Genomic DNA, 16,468 nt, shown 5'->3' on the forward strand with positions numbered 1-16,468 from the left:
GGAGCCTGTCCGGTGTCGTCACGCGGTTCTCCTGGCTCGGGGTACGGCGGTCAGCCCGTGGTGACGTCGTCGCGGGCCGCACAGAGGGCCCAGATGACGAAGACGCTCAGGGCGATGGAGATGACCGCCCACACCGGGGCGTAGGGCAGCCACATGAAGTTGACGATGAGGCTGACCGCCGCCAGCATCACCCCGGTGGCTCTGGCCCACAGCGCGTTGTTGAGGAGGCCCCAGCCGACGACCGCGAGGACGACACCCAGCACGAGGTGGATCCAGCCCCAGGTGGTGACGTCGAACTTGTACACGTAGTCGCCGAGTCGCGTGTAGACGTCGTTCTCGGCGATACCCGCGATGCCCTTCAGGACGTCGAGGATGCCGTCGACGAGCAGGAGCACACCGGCGAACATCACTCCGCCTGACGCCCAGGCGTTGTCGGATCCGCCCGTTCGGCGGGCTGTGCCAGGGGTTGCGGGGGTTGCTGAGTGTGCCACGTGAAGCTCCTTCATCGGGCGAACGGCCTGGTGGGGCCGGTACGTCAGTCTTCGGTCAGCCAAGTTGCGGTGACACTCGGAGCTGGGCCGACCGGGTGATGGAGGAGGTGCTGCCGGCATAGGACTGCCGTAGGGGCGTCCAGCGAGAATTTGCAGGTCTGGGAGGCATTCCGGCCTCTCCTGGGGCTGCGATGTCTGCTGCGCAGCGATGGCTCGAAGGGCGGTGGGAGCCGTGTCCGCGAAGGCCTACCGGCTCCACACGGTGGCCTCGTGAGGATCCCGCCAAGCGGCGTCCATCAGGTCGCATATCAGGATGAACAGGGATCTACTTGGGAGCATTCTGCCCGCACGAACAGGAGCACCTCGTGGCATCTACGACGCTGACCGTCTGGAAGTTCGACGACCCCCAGGGCGCCGAACAGGCGGAGAGCGTCCTGCCGGCCCTCCAGAAGCAGGAACTCATGCACGTGCACGATGCCGCAGTGGTGGCCTGGCTCCAGGACCGCCAGCGGCCCCGGACCAAGCAGCTCAACAACCTCACCGGGGCCGGAGCCCTGTCCGGAACCTTCTGGGGCAGGCTCCTCGGGCTGATCTTCTTCGTCCCCCTGCTCGGCGCGGTCCGCGGCGCCGCCACCGGAGCCCTCACCGGGTCACTGGGCGACGTCGGCATCGACGACAAGTTCATCGACGACGTGAAAACCGAGGTCACGCCCGGGTCTTCGGCACTGTTCCTGCTCTCCTCGGACGCGGTGGTCGAGCGCGTCCGCGACGCGTTCCCCGGCGGGCAAGCCGAACTGATCCGCTCGAATTTCACCGGTGACCAGGAGCAGCACCTGCGCGACGTCGTCGCCGCCTGACTCTCGGACGCCGCTTCGCTGAACGGCCCGGACGCATCCGTCCCTCCACCCGCCTCGGGGCGGGTGCGGTCGGGCAATCGCAACCCGCCGTCCGACTGGAGCTGCTGCGATGGAACGCCCCACCGGCCCGCCCCCCACCCACCAGCGGACCTGGCCTGTCGCCGGTTGGCTGAGCAGGTACGACAAGCGGTGGCTGCGCGGCGACATCCTGGGCGCGCTGACCGCCTGGGCGCTGATCGTGCCCGAGTGCGTGGCCTACGCGCAGATCGCCGGGGTGCCGCCGCAGAACGCGTTCTACGCCGCCCCTGTCGCCCTGCTGGTCTACGCACTCTTCGGGCGCTCCAACTTCCTCATCGTCGGCGCCACTTCAGCTGCTGCCGTACTGTCGGCCGCGACGATCTCGGCCGTCAGCAGTGACGCCAAGGACGCGGTGGGCCTCTCCGCCGCTCTGGCTGTCATCGTCGGCGCCATTCTGCTGGTGGCCGGTCTGGCCAAGCTCGGCTTCCTCACCAACTTCCTCGCCGAACCGGCCCTGCTGGGCTTTCTGTTCGGTATGGCCCTGACGATCGTCGTACGCCAGGCTGCCAAGATCGTCGGGGTGTCCAGCGGCGACGGCAACTTCTTCGAACGGCTGTGGGCGGTGTTCTCTAAGGTGCCCGACTGGTCACTGGTGACCCTGGCCGTCGGAGCGGGCGCACTGGCACTGCTGTTCCTGCTGGAACGGTTCATGCCCCGACTGCCCGCCGCCCTCATCGTCCTGGTCCTGGCCCTGATCCTCTCCGCGGCCCTGCGCCTGGAGGACCACGGGGTGGAGATCGTCGGAAAGATCCCTTCCGCGATCCCCGTGCCCCACCTGCCGGGCATCCCGGCTTCCGACTGGATCGCGCTGGCCGGCGGCGCACTGGGCGTCGCCCTGGTCGTGTTCGCCGAAGCCTTCAGCATCGCCAACCGGTTCGCCCGCGAGAACGGCCAACAGGTCGACGCGAACCGCGAGATGGCCGCCGTCGGCATCAGCAACATCCTGGTCGGGCTCGTCCGCGGCTTCGTCGTCTCCGGCAGCGCCTCGCGCAGCGCCGCGGCAGCCGGAGCAGGCGGGCGCAGCCCCATGGTGTCGCTCGTCGCCGCCGTGCTCATCCTGCTCACCGGCGCCTTCCTGACCCCGCTCTTCACCGACCTTCCCGAGCCCGTCCTGGGCGCCATCGTCATCGTGGCCGTACGAGGCTTCCTGCGCACCGGCGAACTGCGCCGGTACCTTGCCTGGGACCGGCGCAGCCTGTGGGTGGCCCTGACCGCACTCTTCGGCGTCCTCCTCTTCGACCTCCTGCCCGGCCTGCTGCTGGCGGTGGCGCTCTCCCTGGTCCTGTTCATCGCCGTCGCTTCCCGCCGCCACGTGTCCGTACTGGGCCGCCTGCCGGGCACCCGCCTCTTCGCGGACGCCGACCACACCGAGACCCGGGCCACTCCGGGCGTACTGGTGGTCCGCCCCGACGGCAGCCTCTTCTTCGGCAACATCAACCGCGTCGCACTCGCCGTCCATGACTGCATCGCCGCAGCCACCCCGGCCCCCCGCGCCGTCGTCCTCGACCTCACCGCAAGCTTCCAACTCGGCCTGCCCGTCATGGACGCGCTCGACGAACTCCGCAGCGAACTCGACCGCAGGGGAATCTCCCTGTCCCTGGCACGTGTACGGGCCGAGGTCGCCGAGCAGATCTCCCACCACCCCCTGGGGTCCCACTTGGCAGGCAGCATCCACGCCACCGTCAACGACGCGGTGACAGCCCTCACCGGCACCCGGCCTGATCCATGAACCTGATCCATGAAACGGAACCCGCGCGCGGACGCCCTGGACCTCCCCGGCAAGGCACGCTCCGGCGGATGGCGAGAATGCGCACATGGCCTCACCGGCCTGCACGGCCACCCGCCACGACCGCTGCGCGGCGACCTCGCCCGTCCTCACGGTCGCGGCCGCCCCACCAGCACGGTTTCTGATTTCCGCGGTCGGTGAGCGCAGATGCAGGCTCGCGATCAGGAGCAGAAGTCCGACCTCGGAGGCGTGCGGTCACTACGCTCCATGATGGTGAGGTGCCGCCGTGGTCGGAGCGGGTCGTGAACAGCTGCATGGCCACTCCCGCAGACCACCCGCAGGCCGACGTCCACCCGACCGAAGGAATCAGCGGGGGCATTCCGGCCATCACTCAACACGAACTCGCCGTATATCGCGTTGGGGGCATAGCGGCCGATCTGCTGAGGGCAGATTGGCGGGCATGATCAACTCCGAGGAGCTCACCAACCCGGCCGTCCGCGATTTCGTCACCGCTCTCAACGCCCAGGACGAAGCGGCATTCCATTCGGCCGTCACCGACGACTTCCGCTTCAGCTACAAGGGACACGAAGCCGATCCCCGCTTCAGGTACAAGGACGACGAGGCCGACGCCAGGCTATTTCTGGCCACCCGCGCCGCCATCCTGATCAGCGAACAGGACACCGACGGCCACACCCTCACCGGCATCGCCCTGCGCCACGACTACCCCCGCCCCGTCCGGTGGGCATTCGTCGTGTCCGACGGCAAGATCGCCGGACTGACAATCACCGACATCGAGGAGGACGAACTCCCCGACGAGTTCATGGAGGAGGTCTTCATCGAGGTGGACCGGCGCGAGGGCCGCAGCCCGTCCCCCGACTCCGGCGCACTCGGCGGCACGGACGGCAGCGCCCACCCTCGTGGCACGCTGCGCCGCAGGAGTCTGGGCGCCCACCTGTACGTGACGAGGTGGGGGACCGGCGCCATCGGCCGCTTCGATTGGATCAACACCGGCGAGAAGGCCGACGACGACGTTCACCGATCCTTCCGCAGCCCGTCCTCCGGTGACCACGACGACCGCGGCCGCGGGGCCAACAACGTCTGCAGCGTCTCCTCCCACCTGGAGCTCAAACTCGGCTGGGGCGGCGACGGTTACCAGAAGGGCACCGCCTCCTACTGGGCCAGGCCCTACCACTGGGACGCCGTCGCCTGGTTCAAGGAGCGACTGACCCTGACCGACAAAGCGATCCCCAAGATCACCGGAACACTGACGCTGACAGACCCGGACGACACGGTCATCCACTCCGAGGAAATCACCATCAGCGGCGGCAAAGTCCCCTACGACCGGACCTTCACCCGGGATTTCGACTTCGCCGGCTCTCCCACCGGAACCTACGCCCTGACCTTCACCCAGGCGGTCAAGACAGGGGGCTCCCAGCCCAACACCTCGGGCAAGGTCGCCCTGAGGGACCACACCATCACCTTCACCATCGGCGGCTGACCGCCACGATCAACACCGCCACACCAGCAAGGAGTGAGGTCGCCCGGTGCTTCACCGGTAGCACCTGGCGACCGCATGGCGGCCGATGCCCTTCGGCGGATACGCGATGCCGAGGTGCGGTAGTTGGAGCAGGTGCTGGCGCCGTTACCCGCTGCCCATGATCACGCGGAAAGGAACGCGTTCCCGCGGTCGAGATGTGCCCGGAAGAACGTCATCGACTCAGCAACTCGCCGACGAGGCCAAGGCGGCCTGCCAAGTCGCCCATGACGCGTGGCGCTCCGCCGCACGCCCCAGGCCCCCGGAGCTCCGTCCTCGATGGAACGAGGCGAGGGTCACGCTGCGAGAAGCGATGGCCAGGCCGCGGCGCCAGCCCGGCCCCGGCACCCAGCACAAGATCAAGGACATGCTGACCGGCGCATTGAAGGATGCAGTCGCCGAACGGCTCATCGCGCAGAACTGGGCCAAGGCCGTCACCCTCCCCAACTACTCCAAGCCCGAACCGCTGGTGTGGACAGCCGAGAGGGTCATCCGCGCACTGGTGAAACGGCTCGGGCTGCCGCCCATCCGCCTCCACGACCTACGGCACTGCGCGGCCTCGCTCAGCCTTGCCGCAGGTCTCTCGATGAAAGCCATCCAAGTGCTGCTCGGACACAGCTCCTACGTCCTTACGGCCCAGACCTACACCAGCTTGATGCCTCAATTCGCTCAGGCCGAAGCAGATGCACCCCTCGCCCTCGTCCCACGACGAGCGCCCACCGAGGAGGCACAACAGGAGGGGGCACACCTCACTCTCGTCCCCCGGGAACCTGCTCCAGGGCAGGGCTCGGAAGTCGCGTGACGCGCTGTCCCCCGCTTGTCCCCCGGGAGCCCGAAGATCCACTCAAAACGGGCACGCCGGAGGCTCTTGGGGAGGTGGGGCACTGGTGCTTGGTGCACCAGAATGTGGTGGCCCGGTAGCCGTCGGCAGGGTGCCGTGGGCCGTTCCGCAAGGGGGAGGAGGAACGGCCCACGGGGGGTGCTGTCGTGTGGGGGCACGGCAGCGGTGGTGGGGGCGGGTCAGCGTCCTTGGAGGGCCTTGACGTTGTTGCCGAAGGTCCAGTTCTTGGAGCCGTCCCAGTTGAGGGACCAGGTCATGAGGCCTTTGAGTTGGTTGTTGTAGGTGCGCCAGGCTTGGGCGACGAGGGAGGGGTTCATGTAGCCGCCGCCTGCGCCGGGTTGGGCGGGGAGGCCGGGGACCTGTTTGTCGTAGGGGACTTTGATGGTGGTGCCCTGGATTACCAGGCCTTTGTTGAGGCAGTCGGTTTGTTTGGTGAAGCCTTGGACGGTGCCGGCGGAGTAGGAGTCGCCGGAGCAGCCGTACATGCTGCCGTTGTAGTACTGCATGTTGAGCCACCAGAGGCGGCCGTTGTCGGCGTACTTCTTGATGATGGGGAGGTAGGCGCCCCAGATGGAGCCGTAGGCGACGCTGCCGCCGGTGACGTAGGCGGTTTCGGGGGCCATGGTGAGGCCGAAGTTGGGGGGCATTTGGGCTAGGACGCCGTCGATGATGCGGATGAGGTTGGACTGGGAGGTGGAGGGTTGCGTGATGTTGCCGCTGCCGATCAGGCCCGTTTCGATGTCGATGTCTATTCCGTCGAAGTTGTACTTCTTCAGGATCGGCACGATCGTCGCGATGAACTTGTCCGCCACCGCTGGGGAGTTGAGGTCGATACCGGCTGCCGCGCCGCCTATCGACATCAGGGTGGTCAGGCCCGAGGCCTTGGCCTGGCACATTTCGGTGGGGGTCGCGACCTTGACCGTGGCGTCCATGCCGTCTTCCCACAGCGCCGTGCCGTCCGAACGGATCACCGGGAACGCCGCGTTGATGACGTTGTAGCCGTGCTGGGGGATGCGCGGGTCGGTGATCGGGGTCCAGCCGAAGGGTGGGTGGACGCCGTTGGCGGCGCCGTCCCAGTTCTCCCAGTAGCCCTGGAGGACCTTGCCCGTGGGCTTGGATTTCACCGCGCAGGTTTCGGGGGCGGCCGGAGCGGCGAGTGGGGAGTTGCTCGGGGCTGCGGCGATGGTGAGGGGGAGGGCCAGCGCGGTGGCCAGGGCTGCTTTCAGGGTGCGGGGGAGTGGCATGCAGGACCTCCTGGGTGGGGACCGGGAGACGCGGGGGAGCCCATACGCTAAGGAGGTCCAGACCACTGGTCAAGAGGTCTGGACCGGGCAGGGGCATGCCATTTGGGTGTGGGGGAGAGGTGATGGCCCCCCTCGGCGAGGGCCTGCCGGGGAGGGGTGGGCCGGCCTCGCCGAGGAGGGTGCGGGACGTCAGTGGCGGGTTGTCTGCTCCGCGCCCGGCATTCCGGGGAGCTTCGGGAGCTGGGACGGGTTGGCGCCCGGGATCTGCGGCAGTCCGTCCTTGACCGCGTTGATCCCGCTCGCCGTGAAGATGTTGACGGCCAGTTGGCCCAAGTGGACGACGAGCGAGCCGCCGACCGTGGTGAAGCCGGCGACGTCGCCCTTCAGCGCGGCGTCGACCATCGCCTTGGTGTCGCCCTTGATCAGTTCGACCGTTGCCTTGAGGTCCATCAGTGCCGAGGCCGGGGCAGCCGCGGCGCGGCCGCCGCCGGTGTTGGCCGGTGAGCCGCCGGGGATGATCGCGAGCAGGTTGTCGAGGTCCTTGTCGGATGCCTTGCGGGCCTTGGTCAGCTTCTTCTCGTCCTTCTCGCCGTTGGCGACCATGCCAGCCACCTTGCCCGTCTTGTGCGTGGCCGCGCCGAGTTTGGTGACGGTACGAAGGGTGGCCGCCACCTTCTCCCGGTCCTTGGTGCCGTCCAGGGCCGGACGGACGGCAGTCGAGGGTGCGGTGCGCGCGTCCGTCCGGGCTTCCGGCGAGGCGACGGCTGCGGGACCCAGGGTCAGTACGCCGCACAGGGCGACGGTGACGGAGGCGGAGAGAGCGGCGGTGCGGCCCATGGGGTGGTTCCTTCCGGTGGTGCCGGCCGTGGGGTGCGGCCGGGTTGTGTGGCTGTGCCGTGCGGGCCGGGGGACTCGGGCCCGTCACTTTGCGTGCTCCATCGAATACATTCAGCCACCTCCCTGTCGGTCGCAATCGCAGAGTGGTCGGTTGTCCTCCGCCGGCCTCCGCTGTCCTCCGCCGTCCTCCTCCGTTTTCCGTCGTCCTCCGCTCGCTCGGGGTGGGCTGTCACGTTTTCGGGGGCTGTTCTGTTCGTCATGGCATGGAGCGAATGGAGCGAGAGGGGTGTGTCGTGGAGTCATTTCTGGTGACCGGAGGTACGGGGACGCTTGGGCGCGCCGTGGTGCGCAGGCTGGTGGGTGGAATTGGTCGAGCTGGTGGAGCTGGTGGAGCTGGTGAGGTTCGGGAGGTGCGTGTGCTCAGTCGTCGGGGGCGGGGTGGCGGGGGTTCTTCGCCGTTTGCCGTCGGCGGTTCGGTTTCGTACCGGCACCTGGTCGGTGATCTGACGACGGGGGAAGGGGTCGAGGAAGCCGTGCGCGGGGTGCGCGCCATCGTGCACTGCGCCACCACGAAGAGGCGGGCCGATGTCCTGGCCACCCGCAATTTGATCGACACCGCCCTCCGGGCCGGGGGCAGTCCGCCTCATCTCGTCTATGTCTCCATCGTCGGCATCGACGCCATTCCGCTCGGCTACTACCGCGCCAAGCTGGAGGCCGAGCGGCTGGTCAGGGCGTCGGGGCTGCCGTGGTCGGTTCAACGGGCCACGCAGTTCCACGAGTTGGTGGCGAGCATGTTCGCGTATCAGCGGTGGCTGCCGGTGACGGTGGCGCTCAAGGGGTTCCGTTTCCAGCCGGTCGACGTTCGTGAGGTGGCCGAGCGGCTGGTCGGGCTCGCGGTGGGTGAGCCGGGCGGGATGGTGCCCGACATCGGGGGGCCTCAGGTGTGCGAGATGCGCGAGCTGGCCGCGACGTACGACAGGGCGTACGGGCGGCGGCGTCGCATCGTCTCCCTCCCGGTGCCGGGCAGGATCGCGCGAGGGTTCGCGAGCGGCGCCAACCTCGCCCCGCAGGGCGCCATCGGCACGCTTGCGTTCGATGACTTCGTCGCGCGTGCCTCTGCCGCACGGGCCTCTGACGCGCGGGCCCGGACGCAGCGGGGCGACAAGTGAGCGGCGGGCAGGGTCGCTGGGTGCGGGGTGGACTCGCCTTCTTCACGCTGGTCTCCCTCATGCTGGGCGGGTACGTCCTCGTCTCGCCCGAGGGGTTCTTCGGCTGGTCCTGGGTCGGCATGGGAATGGACTACAACCCGCATCTGATGCTCGACTACGGCGCCATGAACCTCGCTGCCGCGATTCCGCTCGGCGCCGCCGCCGCGACAATGCAGCCCGTTCTCGTCCGCAGCGCCCTGGCCTCGTACGCGGTCTGGTCCGTCGCCCACTTCCTCATCCATCTGCGGTTTCGCTCCCACGCCGTCACGCACTCCTCCCTCACCGAGGCGAACCTGCTCATGGGGCTGCTGGGCGCAGGTGTCGTGGTTCCCCTCGCGCTGCTGCTGCTCACCTTCCGGGGGCGGGCGGGGGAAAGGGCGAACGAATGAGCCCCCCACCCCCCTTTGCATGACCATGCGGGATTGTGCATAATCTTCCTATGTCTAAGGTCCTCACTTCCCTTCCGGCCGGCGAGCGCGTCGGCATCGCCTTCTCCGGCGGGCTCGACACCTCCGTCGCAGTCGCCTGGATGCGCGACAAGGGTGCCGTCCCCTGCACCTACACCGCCGACATCGGCCAGTACGACGAGCCCGACATCGCCTCGGTGCCCGGCCGTGCCAAGGCGTACGGAGCCGAGATCGCGCGCCTCGTCGACTGCAGGGCGGCGCTGGTCGAGGAAGGGCTCGCCGCGCTGACCTGCGGCGCGTTCCACATCCGCTCCGGCGGGCGGGCGTACTTCAATACCACCCCGCTGGGCCGCGCCGTCACCGGCACCCTGCTGGTGCGGGCGATGCTGGAGGACGACGTCCAGATCTGGGGCGACGGCTCGACCTTCAAGGGCAACGACATCGAGCGGTTCTACCGCTACGGCCTGCTCGCCAACCCGCACCTGCGGATCTACAAGCCCTGGCTCGACGCCGACTTCGTCACCGAGCTCGGCGGCCGCAAGGAAATGTCCGAGTGGCTGCTCGCGCACGAGCTGCCGTACCGCGACAGCACCGAGAAGGCGTACTCCACCGACGCCAACATCTGGGGCGCCACCCACGAGGCCAAGACCCTCGAACACCTCGACACCGGTGTCGAGACCGTCGAGCCGATCATGGGCGTACGGTTCTGGGACCCGTCGGTCGAGATCCTCACCGAGGACGTCACCATCGGCTTCGACCAGGGCCGCCCGGTCACCATCAACGGCAAGGAGTTCGTCTCCCCCGTCGACCTGGTGATGGAGGCCAACGCCATCGGCGGCCGCCACGGCATGGGCATGTCCGACCAGATCGAGAACCGGATCATCGAGGCCAAGAGCCGGGGCATCTACGAGGCCCCCGGCATGGCCCTCCTGCATGCGGCGTACGAGCGTCTCGTCAACGCCATCCACAACGAGGACACCCTCGCCCAGTACCACAACGAGGGCCGGCGGCTCGGGCGCCTCATGTACGAGGGCCGGTGGCTCGACCCGCAGGCGCTGATGGTCCGCGAGTCGCTCCAGCGGTGGGTCGGCGCGGCCGTCACCGGCGAGGTCACCCTGCGGCTGCGGCGCGGCGAGGACTACTCGATCCTCAACACCACGGGCCCGGCGTTCAGTTACCACCCGGACAAGCTCTCCATGGAGCGCACCGAGGACTCGGCGTTCGGCCCGGTGGACCGGATCGGCCAGCTCACCATGCGCAACCTCGACATCGCCGACTCCCGCGCCAAGCTGGAGCAGTACGCGGGCCTCGGCCTGATCGGCAGCAGCAACCCGGCCATCGGCGCCGCCCAGGCTGCCGCGACCGGGCTCATCGGCAGCATGCCGGAGGGCGGCGCCGAGGCCATCGCCTCGCGCGGCGAGGTCTCGGGCGACGACGAGATGCTGGACCGTGCGGCGATGGAGTTCGGCACCGACTAGGCGCAGTCGGGTGTAGGTGTAGCAGTGGCAGGCCGGGCTGGAGTCCTATGGACTTCCAGCCCGGCCCGCCCCGTTTTCGTCAGCCTTTCGGCTCGATCGCCGGACAGCTGCTGCCCCTGGGCGGCACGGTGCCCGAGATCAGGTACGCGTCGACGCGCTGCTCGGCGCACGGGCTGCTGTTGTACGTTCCGTGGCCCCAGCCCCGGTACGTGAGCAGCACGGCGTTGCGGCCCAGCTGGCCCGCGACGCCCCTGGCCCAGGTGTGGCCGGTGGCCGGGTCGTGCAGGGCGTTGGTCAGCAGGATCGTCGGCGTACTCCGGGGGACTTCGAGCCGGTGCTGCGGGTTGCGCACGGGCTGCGGCGCGCCGAGACAGGTGGAGACGATGAACAGCGAGCTCGGATAGCCCATGTCGGGAGCCAGCCGCCCCAGCCGCTTCAACTGCCGCGCGTACTCACGGTAGTTGCGTACCGGCAGGCTCCAGTCCTGGCAGAACATCTCGAAGGGCAGGACCTTCACGGGCCGCCCGGAGGGATCGCCGCCCGGGCGGTTCCCCTCCGTCGAGTTCATCTTCTTCAGCTCGGCGGCGACCTTCGTCCACTCCGGCCCCTTGAGCTTCCGTTCCGTCCATGCGCGCACGTCGTACGGGGTCGCTGTCGTGTTCCGGTCATCCGGATGCGCCAGCTCGCCGCGCGCCGCCCGCGCGAGCGCGCCGGACCACAGGGCCCTCGCGTCACGGCCGTACAGCGGACTGGCCGGGGTGCGCGCGTTCCAGGCCGCGAACTCGTCGAAGGAGTCCTCCACGGTGACTGCCTGGTCCTCCAGGAAGTCCCGTGTGCCCACCGAGTGGTCCATCACGCTTTCGAGTACGAGGGCACGGACCCGGTCCGGGAACTCCTCGGCGTAACTCTGGCCGAGCAGGGTTCCGTACGAGCTGCCGTGGAAGGTCAGCCGCGACTCGCCGAGCGCGGAGCGCAGTGCGTCCAGGTCCCGGGCGGTGCTGAGGGTGTCGAGGTGGTCGTAGACCGGACCGGTCTTCGCGCGGCAGTCGGCGCGCAGTTCGCGGTTGAACCGCACCGTCGCGTCGTAGTCGGCCTGGCTGGTCAGAATGGGTGCCGGCTGTTTCCTCAGCAGGTCCGTCGAGCAGCGGACCGGGTTGCTGCCGCCCACTCCGCGCGGGTCGAGGCTGACGATGTCGAACTTCTTCTGGAGTTCGTCGCTGAAGCGGGAGATGCCGGTGACGATCCGGGACACGCCGCTGTCGCCAGGGCCGCCGGGGCCGAACACCAGCGAACCCACCCGGGCGTCGGGATCCTTCGCCTTGCGGCGGGCCACCGCGAGCCGGAAGGTCTCGCCGCTCGGCGCGGCCCAGTCCACCGGAAGCTCCAGGCTGCCGCATTCGGCGGTGGCGTCCTCGGCGCAGGGCTGCCAGGCGATGGAGCGGTGGGGTTGTGGTGTCGCGGTGGGGGTGGGGGTGGGGGTGGCTTGGGCGGACGGGGTGGTGGCCGTCGGGCCCACGAGGGCGGCCACTGCTGTGAAGGCGGCGACGGCGGCGAAACGTAGAGGAAGTTTGCGTAAGGGGTGGTTGAGTGAGGGGCGGGCGGCTGTTGTGCCCGTGCTCCTTTCCGCTTCCTCGTTCGGGATGACGGGTTCTCTGCGCACAGCGGCAACTCCCTTTGTTTCGGGGTGTTTTCGGTGAGTCTTGATCGTCACCTTGCTGTGGTTGCCGTGGGAATCCGGCATCACCCTGGGCGGCCCCGTAAGGGGTCTGTGCGTACGGGAAGAAGGGGGCGGGCCCGGTCGTTGTACCCCGTATGACATCTCAGGGTGAAACGAGCAATGCGAGCAAGGGGCACCGGATCACCGTCGAGCAGGGCTCGACCCATGTGCGTGCCGTACGGGACGGGCAGGTGCTCGCCGAGAGCCGGCGGCCGCTCCTGCTGCGCGAGACCGGGCTGCCGGTCCGTTACTACCTTCCGCCCGAGGACGTCCGTACGGACCTGCTGACCGCGTCCGACACCTCGACCCACTGCCCCTTCAAGGGCGACGCGTCGTACTGGTCGGTGTCGGGCAAGGCGGATCTGGTGTGGGCCTATCAGGAGCCGCTCGCCGAAGTCGCCGCCATCAAGGGGCACTTCTGCTTCTACGACACGGAGGTCCTGGGCGGGGAGTGAGTCGCCCGGACGATGAAGAGGGCCTCCCGGCCGGGTGCCGGGAGGCCCTCTTCATCAACTGCGTGTGTTACATGCGGTCAGCTCAGACGTTCGACGACGAGTTGCCGAAGGCCGGGTTCAGGCCGCCGATGGCGGTGACCGAGTTGCCGGTCAGGTTCACCGGTACGTGGACCGGGACCTGGACCAGGTTGCCGGAGGCCACGCCCGGGGAGTTGGTGGCCTTGCCGTTGGCGTCCGAACCGCTGTGCGCGGCAGCCGCGCCGGCGCCTGCGGCGATCATGCCACCGGCGATCATCGTGACGGCAACGGCCTTGTTGAGCTTGCTCATTGGGGGTTCCTCACTGGATATTCCTGCGGCCAGCCAGCCGCAGCACACAGGGAAGAACGCCGGAGGTCCCCTGGAGGACACGCTGTTCGGTGCCCTTGTTGGGGTTCGTTGATGTGTTTGGGTCGGTTGGTTGCTCAGCTTTTCTGCTGGTAGCGGGTCGCCATTGCGTGGAACACCTCCTTGGGTTCCCACTGTTCGTCCGTTCCCTCCAGTACCCGGACCACGCCGTACGAGCCGAGGTTCGCGTCCTCCGGGTTGTACGAGGATGAAGTCGTGGGCGAAGGCGCTGAGTTCGCAGCCTGCGAAGAAGGGCAGTAGTTCGGAGGGCGGGAGGTCCACGGGGAACGGTGCGCACCAGACCTCCAGGCTGGGGTCGGCGGCGAACTGGGCGGCGGCGTCCAGGTGGTCGGGGTCGCGGGCGGTGATGCGGACGGTGTCGCAGTGCAGGTCGCGGGAGATGGTTGTCATGTCCTGGCGGACGGCCTTGGGTGTGAAGGCCTTGCGGGAGAGTTGGTCGGTGGGGAGGAAGCCGGTGTCGTAGGTGATGCCGTGGGCGCGCATGTTCGAAAAGGGGGGTGGGGGTGGGGCCATGGCGTAGGGGGTGGGACGCGTGGGTGGGGCCATGGCGTAGGTGGAGCGGGGGGGGGGGGGAGGGGGCGACTCCGTCGGGGGCCGCCCCCTTGCCCGCCCGTTCCGCCCCCCGGGGGGCGGCCCCGCCGCCCAAGGAGGCGGGCGGCGTAGAGGCGGCTCCGCCGCCCAAGGGGGCGGGGGCGTAGCGGCTCCGTCGGGTAGGGGGGTGGGGCGTGGTTTCGGGCGGGGGGCTCGGGTGGCGCAATTTAGGGCGGCTGAAGTTCCGGAGCGGCTCTACCGTGGCTGAATGACCGTCACTCTCGCGTCAGGTATCGCATCCTGTCGAGGCGTCACCACGGCCACCGCCGCGACCGCCGCCCTGCTGCTCCTGCTGCCGGCGTCCGGCTCCGCTTCCGCCGACACCGCCGGCACCGCTGACACCCGTGCCGCCTCCGCCAATCGTGCCGTCTCCGCGCTGGCCTGGATCGTCGCGGACGTAGGGAGCGGAGACGTCATCGCCGCACACAACCCGCACCGCAGGCTGCCGCCCGCCAGCACCCTCAAGGCACTGTTCGCCGTGACCGCCCTGCCCCGCGTCCCCGGCACCGCCCTGCGCAAGGTCAGCAAGTCGGACCTGGCCGGGGTCGGCAAGGGCAGCAGCGTCGTCGGGGTGAAGGCCGGGCGGACCTACCGGGCGGCCGACCTGTGGCGCGGCACCTTCCTGCGCTCGGGCAACGACGCCGTGCACGTGCTCGCCGCCATGAACGGCGGCTGGAAGTCGTCCGTCAACCAGATGCAGGCCAAGGCCCGCGCGCTGGGCGCCCGCAACACCCGGGTCGTCACCGCCGACGGCTACGACGCCAAGGGCCAGTACTCCTCGGCGTACGACCTGGCCCTGATCGGCCGGGCCGGGCTGAAGAACGGCCAGTTCGCGAAATTCGCCGCGACCGCGAACGCACGCTTCCCCGACCGCACCCGCGCGGACGGCAGCCACATCTCCTCGTACGCCATCCAGAACACCAACCGGCTGCTCACCGGCGCCAACGGCATCGGCCGCTACCCCGGCGTGATCGGCATCAAGAACGGCTACACCAGCAAGGCCGGAAACACCCTCATCGTCGCCGCCAAACGCGGCAAACGGACCCTGATCGTCACCGTCCTCAACCCCCAGCGGGGCAACGGCCTCACGGTCTACCGCGAGGCGCGCGCCCTGCTGGACTGGGGTTTCAAGTCGGTCGGCCGGGTGCGGGTGCTCGGCTCGCTCAACCAGCCGGCACGGTGAGCGGAGGGCTCAGACGTTCGTCAGGCGGAGGCCTCCTCGTGCTCGTACGGGAACCGGGCGAGCGGGGCCTCCCCCTCGAAGAACGTCTTCGCGCGGATCAGCGCCGCCTCGTCCGCCCGCACCCGGCCGGGCCGGGAGGCCGTGCCGAGCAGTACGCCGCCGAAGCCCATGCCCATGTACGCGGCCGAGTTCCGCAGCGAGGTGATCATGCCGTCGGCCACTTCCAGCTCCTTGTGGGCCATCACAGAAACGCCCCACAACCGGCGTCCGGCCATCCGCTCCTTGAAGTCCGAGCCGGGCACGTTCAGCCAGCCCGACCAGTAGTCGAGGTAGCGCTTGGTCTGCGCGGAGAGGCTGTACCAGTAGACCGGCGAGGCGATGACGACATCGGTCGCCGCGAGGGTGGCCTCGCGCAGCATCTCCTCCGTCTCCCCGGGGACCTCGTCGCCCGTGTCGTGGCGACCGTCCTGGAAGTCGGGCAGGGAGAGCTGGTTGAGGTCCACCCAGTTCTGCGCGTACTCGGTGGGGAGTTGCGCGGCGGCGGCGCGGGCGAGCAGTTCGGTGTTGCTGTCGGCGCGTGAGCTGCCGAGGACGAAGAGGAAGGAACGGCGGGCTGCGGAGTCGTCGCTGGTCATGGTGGGGGTAACTGCCGTGCACGGGGCGGGTATTCCACGCGGCAGGGTGAGATTCGGTGGTTCCGCTAGTTCTGCTGTCGCGCGGGCCCGTCCCAGAGGGCGGTCAGGTGTGCGTGGAGGACGTCCTGTGCCTCGGCCTCGGTGAGATGGCCGATGAGTACGTGGGTGGTGAGGCCGTCCGCGAGGGCGAGCAGGGTGCGGGCCTGGCGCCGCGGGACGGTGTCGGACGCCCCCGCCCCGTCCGTCGACCCCGCCCCTTCCGTGCCGGTGGCCTCCGCGAGCAGTCGCGTGAACATCCCCTCCAGTTCCGCCTGGTTCGCCCTGAGCGACTCGGCGAGCGGCTCGCTGACCGCCGCCTGGGCCACGAAGGCGAGCCAGACCCGCGCTTCGGCGCGGTGTTCCGCCCGTAGCAGCGCCACCTCGGTGACGGCGTGGCCCAGCGCCGTTCCGGCCGACTGGGCGGGGCTGCGCACGACACTCGCCCGTACCCGCTCGCCGATCCGTTCACCCACGTACCCGAGCGCGAAGAGGAGCATCTCCTCCTTGGTGCGGAAGCAGCGCTGGACCGCGCCCATCGACACCTCGGCCTCGGCGGCGACGTCGCGCAGGGTCACGCCCTCCAGGCCGCGTACGTCGGCGAGCCGGCACACGGCCTCGGCGATGAGCCGGCGTCGGCCCGCGTGGTCGACCTGCTTGGGCATACCGGGGCGCCTTCCTGAAGTGCGGAGGTGGTGCGGGGCGGTGCTAGGTGCTTGTCGGGCAGTCGGGCAGCCCTCACTT

The 16,468-nt window shown here is 69.2% G+C and carries 16 protein-coding genes; 9 read left to right on the forward strand and 7 right to left on the reverse strand.

The window, feature by feature from the left end; genetic code table 11:
• Positions 1–50: 50 nt before the first annotated feature.
• Entirely contained in the window at positions 51–506 is a 456-nt protein-coding gene (locus tag ACZ5PB_RS26880; RefSeq protein ID WP_468694372.1) for a DUF7144 family membrane protein, read from the reverse strand.
• 350 nt (positions 507–856) lie between these two features.
• Here ACZ5PB_RS26880 and ACZ5PB_RS26885 point away from each other — a divergent pair, with 350 nt between their 5' ends.
• The 4 genes from ACZ5PB_RS26885 to ACZ5PB_RS26900 all read left to right on the forward strand — a co-directional run bounded on the left by ACZ5PB_RS26885 (position 857) and on the right by ACZ5PB_RS26900 (position 5,488).
• Complete coding sequence (locus ACZ5PB_RS26885) at positions 857–1,348, forward strand: DUF1269 domain-containing protein (RefSeq protein ID WP_468694373.1); 492 nt, start codon at positions 857–859, stop codon at positions 1,346–1,348.
• Positions 1,349–1,457: 109 nt separating this feature from the next.
• Positions 1,458–3,155 (forward strand): SulP family inorganic anion transporter, encoded by a 1,698-nt coding sequence (locus ACZ5PB_RS26890; RefSeq protein WP_468694374.1) that lies wholly within the window; start codon positions 1,458–1,460, stop codon positions 3,153–3,155.
• Between the two features lie 457 nt (positions 3,156–3,612).
• Positions 3,613–4,650, forward strand: a complete 1,038-nt coding sequence (locus tag ACZ5PB_RS26895; protein WP_468694375.1) for a hypothetical protein — start codon at positions 3,613–3,615, stop codon at positions 4,648–4,650.
• Positions 4,651–4,999: 349 nt separating this feature from the next.
• Positions 5,000–5,488, forward strand: coding sequence for a tyrosine-type recombinase/integrase (locus ACZ5PB_RS26900; RefSeq protein ID WP_468694376.1), 489 nt, complete (start codon positions 5,000–5,002; stop codon positions 5,486–5,488).
• A 218-nt stretch (positions 5,489–5,706) separates the two neighbouring features.
• Here the strand turns inward: ACZ5PB_RS26900 and ACZ5PB_RS26905 are convergent, their stop codons facing one another.
• Together ACZ5PB_RS26905 and ACZ5PB_RS26910 are read right to left on the reverse strand one after the other, a co-directional pair.
• Positions 5,707–6,771 carry a chitinase gene (locus ACZ5PB_RS26905; RefSeq protein WP_468694378.1) on the reverse strand — a complete coding sequence of 355 codons (1,065 nt, stop codon included), beginning with the start codon at positions 6,769–6,771 and terminating at the stop codon, positions 5,707–5,709.
• Positions 6,772–6,960: 189 nt separating this feature from the next.
• Complete coding sequence (locus ACZ5PB_RS26910) at positions 6,961–7,608, reverse strand: hypothetical protein (protein ID WP_468694379.1); 648 nt, start codon at positions 7,606–7,608, stop codon at positions 6,961–6,963.
• 272 nt (positions 7,609–7,880) lie between these two features.
• Between ACZ5PB_RS26910 and ACZ5PB_RS26915 the strand changes: the two genes are divergently transcribed.
• Genes ACZ5PB_RS26915 through argG form a run of 3 tightly spaced genes read left to right on the forward strand, consistent with a single transcriptional unit; the run spans position 7,881 to position 10,701 of the window.
• Positions 7,881–8,777: an SDR family oxidoreductase gene (locus ACZ5PB_RS26915; protein ID WP_468694576.1), complete on the forward strand. Its 897-nt coding sequence runs from the start codon at positions 7,881–7,883 to the stop codon at positions 8,775–8,777.
• Positions 8,778–8,797: 20 nt separating this feature from the next.
• Positions 8,798–9,205 (forward strand): hypothetical protein, encoded by a 408-nt coding sequence (locus ACZ5PB_RS26920; protein WP_468694380.1) that lies wholly within the window; start codon positions 8,798–8,800, stop codon positions 9,203–9,205.
• Positions 9,206–9,255: 50 nt separating this feature from the next.
• Positions 9,256–10,701, forward strand: coding sequence for an argininosuccinate synthase (gene argG / locus ACZ5PB_RS26925; protein ID WP_468694381.1), 1,446 nt, complete (start codon positions 9,256–9,258; stop codon positions 10,699–10,701).
• Positions 10,702–10,780: 79 nt separating this feature from the next.
• Here argG and ACZ5PB_RS26930 read toward each other — a convergent pair whose 3' ends face one another.
• On the reverse strand, positions 10,781–12,361 hold the full coding sequence (locus ACZ5PB_RS26930) for an alpha/beta hydrolase (RefSeq protein ID WP_468694383.1): 1,581 nt from the start codon (positions 12,359–12,361) through the stop codon (positions 10,781–10,783).
• A gap of 152 nt (positions 12,362–12,513) precedes the next feature.
• On the opposite strand from ACZ5PB_RS26930, the gene ACZ5PB_RS26935 reads away from it, so the two are divergent.
• Positions 12,514–12,873 carry a DUF427 domain-containing protein gene (locus ACZ5PB_RS26935; RefSeq protein ID WP_468694385.1) on the forward strand — a complete coding sequence of 120 codons (360 nt, stop codon included), beginning with the start codon at positions 12,514–12,516 and terminating at the stop codon, positions 12,871–12,873.
• Positions 12,874–12,955: 82 nt separating this feature from the next.
• Here ACZ5PB_RS26935 and ACZ5PB_RS26940 read toward each other — a convergent pair whose 3' ends face one another.
• Positions 12,956–13,201: a chaplin gene (locus ACZ5PB_RS26940; protein WP_468694386.1), complete on the reverse strand. Its 246-nt coding sequence runs from the start codon at positions 13,199–13,201 to the stop codon at positions 12,956–12,958.
• Between the two features lie 877 nt (positions 13,202–14,078).
• Here ACZ5PB_RS26940 and ACZ5PB_RS26945 point away from each other — a divergent pair.
• Entirely contained in the window at positions 14,079–15,053 is a 975-nt protein-coding gene (locus ACZ5PB_RS26945; RefSeq protein WP_468694387.1) for a D-alanyl-D-alanine carboxypeptidase family protein, read from the forward strand.
• Positions 15,054–15,073: 20 nt separating this feature from the next.
• Here ACZ5PB_RS26945 and ACZ5PB_RS26950 read toward each other — a convergent pair whose 3' ends face one another.
• Both ACZ5PB_RS26950 and ACZ5PB_RS26955 read right to left on the reverse strand, forming a co-directional pair.
• Positions 15,074–15,688: a flavodoxin family protein gene (locus ACZ5PB_RS26950; protein ID WP_468694389.1), complete on the reverse strand. Its 615-nt coding sequence runs from the start codon at positions 15,686–15,688 to the stop codon at positions 15,074–15,076.
• A 65-nt stretch (positions 15,689–15,753) separates the two neighbouring features.
• Positions 15,754–16,389, reverse strand: coding sequence for a TetR/AcrR family transcriptional regulator (locus ACZ5PB_RS26955; protein ID WP_468694390.1), 636 nt, complete (start codon positions 16,387–16,389; stop codon positions 15,754–15,756).
• Between the last annotated feature and the right edge of the window lie 79 nt (positions 16,390–16,468).

This window comes from Streptomyces sp. NPDC032721, assembly GCF_055579625.1.